This is a genomic window from Paraburkholderia oxyphila NBRC 105797 (genome assembly GCF_000685075.1).
GTDB classification, from domain to species: Bacteria; Pseudomonadota; Gammaproteobacteria; order Burkholderiales; family Burkholderiaceae; genus Paraburkholderia; species Paraburkholderia oxyphila.
Genome location: NZ_BAYD01000210.1, coordinates 1 through 6148, shown reverse-complemented (window position 1 = coordinate 6148; position 6148 = coordinate 1). Strand labels below are relative to the sequence as shown.

General features: G+C 54.1%; 1 protein-coding gene, 5 tRNA genes and 3 rRNA genes. All 9 read right to left on the bottom strand.

Annotation, left to right across the window (positions count from 1 at the left end):
- The coding region (locus BO1_RS47890) for a GTP-binding protein (protein ID WP_028222192.1) at positions 1-138 on the bottom strand (138 nt) is incomplete at its 3' end.
- A 108-nt stretch (positions 139-246) separates the two neighbouring features.
- A tRNA-Thr gene (locus BO1_RS47885) sits at positions 247-321 on the bottom strand.
- Between the two features lie 16 nt (positions 322-337).
- Positions 338-411 (bottom strand) — tRNA-Gly (locus tag BO1_RS47880).
- A 52-nt stretch (positions 412-463) separates the two neighbouring features.
- Positions 464-549, bottom strand: a tRNA-Tyr gene (locus tag BO1_RS47875).
- A 141-nt stretch (positions 550-690) separates the two neighbouring features.
- Positions 691-804: ribosomal RNA gene (gene rrf / locus BO1_RS47870) — 5S ribosomal RNA — on the bottom strand.
- Between the two features lie 164 nt (positions 805-968).
- Positions 969-3848, bottom strand: a 23S ribosomal RNA gene (locus BO1_RS47865).
- Between the two features lie 306 nt (positions 3849-4154).
- Positions 4155-4230 (bottom strand) — tRNA-Ala (locus BO1_RS47860).
- 46 nt (positions 4231-4276) lie between these two features.
- Positions 4277-4353: transfer RNA gene (locus BO1_RS55850), tRNA-Ile, on the bottom strand.
- A 65-nt stretch (positions 4354-4418) separates the two neighbouring features.
- Positions 4419-5951 (bottom strand): 16S ribosomal RNA (locus BO1_RS47855).
- The 16S, 23S and 5S rRNA genes sit together here with 5 tRNA genes alongside, the layout of an rRNA operon.
- Between the last annotated feature and the right edge of the window lie 197 nt (positions 5952-6148).

Sequence of the window (6148 nt, the reverse complement as noted above, 5' to 3'; positions counted from 1 at the left end):
TGCCTTCGCTTCGCCGCCGAACTTCGCGGTCAGAACCGTCGTGATCGCCGCCGTCAGCGTGGTCTTGCCGTGGTCAACGTGACCGATCGTGCCCACGTTCACGTGCGGCTTGGTCCGCTCAAACTTACCCTTGGCCATTTTCGACTCCTAAGAGGATTTTTCCGTACGTTGCGCGGGGCGCGCAAACAATCACTGGTTGCTGCTGCCTGCTCGATGCGAGGCCTCTGAGGCCTGCTAGATACCGGCTGGTGCCCATGGGCAGGATCGAACTGCCGACCTCTCCCTTACCAAGGGAGTGCTCTACCACTGAGCCACATGGGCATTTACTTCATTTCGCTGGAGCGGGTGAAGGGAATCGAACCCTCGTCGTAAGCTTGGAAGGCTTCTGCTCTACCATTGAGCTACACCCGCGAAGTTTGTTGACTACTGTCGATTCCCGACACTAACAACTACAGCTGAATTCTGGTGGAGGAGGTTGGATTCGAACCAACGTAGGCGTAAGCCAACAGATTTACAGTCTGCCCCCTTTAGCCACTCGGGCACCCCTCCGTAGAGAACTGATGATTATGGGGTAAGTTCCGATCAGTGTCAAGCACTTTGTTCGGCGCAGAACCCACAACGCTCTCACTTATAGGGAGAGCGGAAAAGCAAAAACCCCGGCTTTTTAGGGCCGGGGTCTCGCAATAAGGAGCCTGACGATTACCTACTTTCACACGGGCAATCCGCACTATCATCGGCGTAGAGTCGTTTCACGGTCCTGTTCGGGATGGGAAGGGGTGGGACCGACTCGCTATGGTCATCAGGCTTGACGGGTTGCTGCGTCGCGCTTTGTGTTCGCGCCACAGCCAATCTGGAAGAAGCGTAAAGAGGTGTTGCTGAATTGGGGTTGTGTTGTTTCCGGCACAACACGCGATCTCTCAACCTGTGCGTCCTCTTTCCTCCTCTGCGGAGGCAGACACACCTGTTATAGGATCAAGCCTTACGGGCAATTAGTATCAGTTAGCTTAACGCATTACTGCGCTTCCACACCTGACCTATCAACGTCCTGGTCTCGAACGACCCTTCAAGGGGATCTAGTCCCCGGGGAAGTCTCATCTTGAGGCGAGTTTCCCGCTTAGATGCTTTCAGCGGTTATCTCTTCCGAACATAGCTACCCGGCGATGCGACTGGCGTCACAACCGGTACACCAGAGGTTCGTCCACTCCGGTCCTCTCGTACTAGGAGCAGGCCCCCTCAAACTTCCAGCGCCCACGGCAGATAGGGACCAAACTGTCTCACGACGTTTTAAACCCAGCTCACGTACCTCTTTAAATGGCGAACAGCCATACCCTTGGGACCGGCTACAGCCCCAGGATGAGATGAGCCGACATCGAGGTGCCAAACACCGCCGTCGATATGAACTCTTGGGCGGTATCAGCCTGTTATCCCCAGAGTACCTTTTATCCGTTGAGCGATGGCCCTTCCATACAGAACCACCGGATCACTATGACCTGCTTTCGCACCTGCTCGACTTGTCAGTCTCGCAGTCAAGCACGCTTATGCCATTGCACTATCAGCACGATTTCCGACCGTACCTAGCGTACCTTCGTACTCCTCCGTTACCCTTTGGGAGGAGACCGCCCCAGTCAAACTGCCTGCCATGCACTGTCCCCGATCCGGATCACGGACCAAGGTTAGAACCTCAAACAGATCAGGGTGGTATTTCAAGGACGGCTCCACGCAGACTAGCGTCACGCTTCATAGCCTCCCACCTATCCTACACAAACCGGTTCAAAGTCCAATGCAAAGCTGCAGTAAAGGTTCATGGGGTCTTTCCGTCTAGCCGCGGGGAGATTGCATCATCACAAACACTTCAACTTCGCTGAGTCTCGGGAGGAGACAGTGTGGCCATCGTTACGCCATTCGTGCAGGTCGGAACTTACCCGACAAGGAATTTCGCTACCTTAGGACCGTTATAGTTACGGCCGCCGTTTACCGGGACTTCAATCAAGAGCTTGCACCCCATCATTTAATCTTCCGGCACCGGGCAGGCGTCACACCCTATACGTCCACTTTCGTGTTTGCAGAGTGCTGTGTTTTTATTAAACAGTCGCAGCCACCAGTTTATTGCAACCCCTTCACCCTTCTGGCGCAAGCCAGTCAAGCTACCAGGGCGTACCTTATCCCGAAGTTACGGTACCAATTTGCCGAGTTCCTTCTCCCGAGTTCTCTCAAGCGCCTTAGAATACTCATCTCGCCCACCTGTGTCGGTTTGCGGTACGGTCACTGTTGAACTGAAGCTTAGAGGCTTTTCTTGGAACCACTTCCAGTTGCTTCTCCACCTAGGTGGATGGCCTCGCACCCTTGAATTCCGCGCCCGGATTTGCCAAAGCGCCTTCTCCAATGCAAGGACCGGGACTTCCAACACCCGGACAACCTTCCGCGATCCGTCCCCCCATCGCATTCAACAATGGTGCAGGAATATTGACCTGCTTCCCATCAGCTACGCATTTCTGCCTCGCCTTAGGGGCCGACTCACCCTACGCCGATGAACGTTGCGTAGGAAACCTTGGGCTTACGGCGAGGGGGCCTTTCACCCCCTTTATCGCTACTCATGTCAGCATTCGCACTTCCGATACCTCCAGCACGCTTTTCAACGCACCTTCGCAGGCTTACGGAACGCTCTCCTACCATGCGAGACTAGCTCGCATCCGCAGCTTCGGTATATGACTTAGCCCCGTTACATCTTCCGCGCAGGACGACTCGATCAGTGAGCTATTACGCTTTCTTTAAAGGGTGGCTGCTTCTAAGCCAACCTCCTGACTGTTTTAGCCTTCCCACTTCGTTTCCCACTTAGTCATATTTGGGGACCTTAGCTGGCGGTCTGGGTTGTTTCCCTCTTGACACCGGACGTTAGCACCCGATGTCTGTCTCCCGTGATTGCACTCTTCGGTATTCGGAGTTTGCTATGGCGAAGTAATCCGCAATGGACCCTTCAACCATGACAGTGCTCTACCCCCGAAGGTGATACACGAGGCACTACCTAAATAGTTTTCGGAGAGAACCAGCTATTTCCAGGTTTGTTTAGCCTTTCACCCCTATCCACAGCTCATCCCCTAACTTTTCAACGTTAGTGGGTTCGGTCCTCCAGCACGTGTTACCGTGCCTTCAACCTGGCCATGGATAGATCACCTGGTTTCGGGTCTACACCCAGCGACTGGACGCCCTGTTCGGACTCGCTTTCGCTACGCCTGCCCTATTCGGTTAAGCTTGCCACTGAATGTAAGTCGCTGACCCATTATACAAAAGGTACGCCGTCACCCCTTGCGAGGCTCCGACTGTTTGTATGCATGCGGTTTCAGGATCTATTTCACTCCCCTCCCGGGGTTCTTTTCGCCTTTCCCTCACGGTACTGGTTCACTATCGGTCGATCACGAGTATTTAGCCTTGGAGGATGGTCCCCCCATCTTCAGACAGGATTTCACGTGTCCCGCCCTACTTGTCGCATACCTAGTTCTTCCATTCCGCCTTCGCCTACGGGGCTATCACCCACTATGGCCGCACTTTCCAGAGCGTTCGGCTGACGGTACAGATAAAGAATGCAGGCTGGTCCCATTTCGCTCGCCACTACTCTGGGAATCTCGGTTGATTTCTTTTCCTGCGGCTACTTAGATGTTTCAGTTCGCCGCGTTCGCTTCACGTGACCTATGTATTCAGTCACGGATACTCCATACGGAGTGGGTTTCCCCATTCGGATATCGGTGGATCAAAGCTTGTTTGCCAGCTCCCCACCGCTTTTCGCAGGCTACCGCGTCCTTCATCGCCTGTGATCGCCAAGGCATCCACCACATGCACTTGTTCGCTTGACCCTATAACGGGTGTGTCTTGCGGCGATTGCTCGCTTCAGGACTACTCGTTACAGGCTGAGTTTTCGCGTTGTGCCGTATTCCAAAGCCCTCCTTTCGAGGAACTTAAAAATACTTCGATACAATCACAACCCTGATTCATCTACTCGACGGTCATCTCTGCCCGCTTTCGAATGAATCTCTTTACTACTTCTTCCTGATTGTTAAAGAACGACAGCCGATATGGTTTTACTCACATCGCTCTGACTGGCTCAATCGCCAATGCGAAATGCTCTGCAGTATCTCTGCAGAACGCTGTGCATTGAGGATTGGTGGAGGATGACGGGATCGAACCGACGACCCCCTGCTTGCAAAGCAGGTGCTCTCCCAGCTGAGCTAATCCCCCAGTCATGCATACTCAAGGGATCATCTTTCGCCTTATGCAGACAAAGTGGTGGGTCTGGATGGATTCGAACCATCGACCCCCGCCTTATCAAGACGGTGCTCTAACCGACTGAGCTACAGACCCCTGAGTCTGTCTTTTCTACAGCCGACAAGTGTGAGCGCTTTAACAAGCTTCGCGATGAGCTCTGGAAAGGAGGTGATCCAGCCGCACCTTCCGATACGGCTACCTTGTTACGACTTCACCCCAGTCATGAATCCTGCCGTGGTGACCGTCCTCCTTGCGGTTAGACTAGCCACTTCTGGCAAAACCCACTCCCATGGTGTGACGGGCGGTGTGTACAAGACCCGGGAACGTATTCACCGCGGCATGCTGATCCGCGATTACTAGCGATTCCAGCTTCACGCAGTCGAGTTGCAGACTGCGATCCGGACTACGATCGGTTTTCTGGGATTGGCTCCACCTCGCGGCTTCGCAACCCTCTGTTCCGACCATTGTATGACGTGTGAAGCCCTACCCATAAGGGCCATGAGGACTTGACGTCATCCCCACCTTCCTCCGGTTTGTCACCGGCAGTCTCCCCGGAGTGCTCTTGCGTAGCAACTGGGGACAAGGGTTGCGCTCGTTGCGGGACTTAACCCAACATCTCACGACACGAGCTGACGACAGCCATGCAGCACCTGTGTTACGGCTCCCTTTCGGGCACCCCCACCTCTCAGCAGGGTTCCGTACATGTCAAGGGTAGGTAAGGTTTTTCGCGTTGCATCGAATTAATCCACATCATCCACCGCTTGTGCGGGTCCCCGTCAATTCCTTTGAGTTTTAATCTTGCGACCGTACTCCCCAGGCGGTCAACTTCACGCGTTAGCTACGTTACCAAGCCAATGAAGGCCCGACAACCAGTTGACATCGTTTAGGGCGTGGACTACCAGGGTATCTAATCCTGTTTGCTCCCCACGCTTTCGTGCATGAGCGTCAGTATTGGCCCAGGGGGCTGCCTTCGCCATCGGTGTTCCTCCACATCTCTACGCATTTCACTGCTACACGTGGAATTCCACCCCCCTCTGCCATACTCCAGCGATGCAGTCACCAATGCAGTTCCCAGGTTAAGCCCGGGGATTTCACATCGGTCTTACATCACCGCCTGCGCACGCTTTACGCCCAGTAATTCCGATTAACGCTCGCACCCTACGTATTACCGCGGCTGCTGGCACGTAGTTAGCCGGTGCTTATTCTTCCGGTACCGTCATCCCCCCGGGGTATTAACCCAGAGGATTTCTTTCCGGACAAAAGTGCTTTACAACCCGAAGGCCTTCTTCACACACGCGGCATTGCTGGATCAGGGTTGCCCCCATTGTCCAAAATTCCCCACTGCTGCCTCCCGTAGGAGTCTGGGCCGTGTCTCAGTCCCAGTGTGGCTGGTCGTCCTCTCAGACCAGCTACGGATCGTCGCCTTGGTAGGCCTTTACCCCACCAACTAGCTAATCCGCCATCGGCCACCCCAATAGCGCGAGGTCCGAAGATCCCCCGCTTTCATCCGTAGATCGTATGCGGTATTAATCCGGCTTTCGCCGGGCTATCCCCCACTACTGGACATGTTCCGATGTATTACTCACCCGTTCGCCACTCGCCACCAGGTGCAAGCACCCGTGCTGCCGTTCGACTTGCATGTGTAAGGCATGCCGCCAGCGTTCAATCTGAGCCAGGATCAAACTCTTCAGTTCAAACCTGTTACTGTTTTCGGTTTCGTTAGAAACCGGTCGCTCACTCAAAGCTGACAGGAATTTGAATAAATTCAAAAACCTGACTTACTTTAGTGTGAGACTCTTGATACTTTCGCTACTCCTGACTGCCCCGAAGGACCGTCAGGCCGCTGAAACTCATCAAGCGCCCACACTTATCGGCTGTAAATTTTTAAAGA